The organism is Pelomonas parva, assembly GCF_043555835.1.
Classification (GTDB): Bacteria; Pseudomonadota; Gammaproteobacteria; order Burkholderiales; family Burkholderiaceae_C; genus Pelomonas; species Pelomonas parva.
The window spans coordinates 1-319 of record NZ_JBIGHV010000039.1; the positions used below are offsets into that span (position 1 = coordinate 1).

The 319-nt window shown below is 74.0% G+C and carries 1 protein-coding gene; it reads left to right on the plus strand.

All coding sequences use genetic code 11. The annotated features are described in order from the left end of the window. Positions 1–319: hypothetical protein (locus tag ACG00Y_RS28820; protein WP_394485099.1), on the plus strand; the 319-nt coding region annotated here is incomplete at both ends.

Consider the following 319-nt stretch of genomic DNA (forward strand, 5'->3'; position numbering starts at 1 on the left):
CTGAACGACGGTGGCAATGCCGACGGCCTGGCGCTTCAGTCGGGCGGCAATGTGCTGCTGGACGTGGGCGGCGACCTGGGTGTGCTCGCCGCGCTGCGCAGTTCGTCGGGCGAGATCAGCCTGCTGGCCGGCGCCAGCATCACCGTGGCCGCCGAGGTGGCCATCACGCGCACCGGCCGCACGCTGGACGTGCTGGCCGGCGGCGCCGTGACCATGACGGCGGCGGCCAACCTCGCCGTCATCGACTCCGCCATCCGCGTGCAGGCCGGCGGCGACCTGACCGTCGGCGGAATCGCCGCCGGCCTGGGCCAGATCTCGC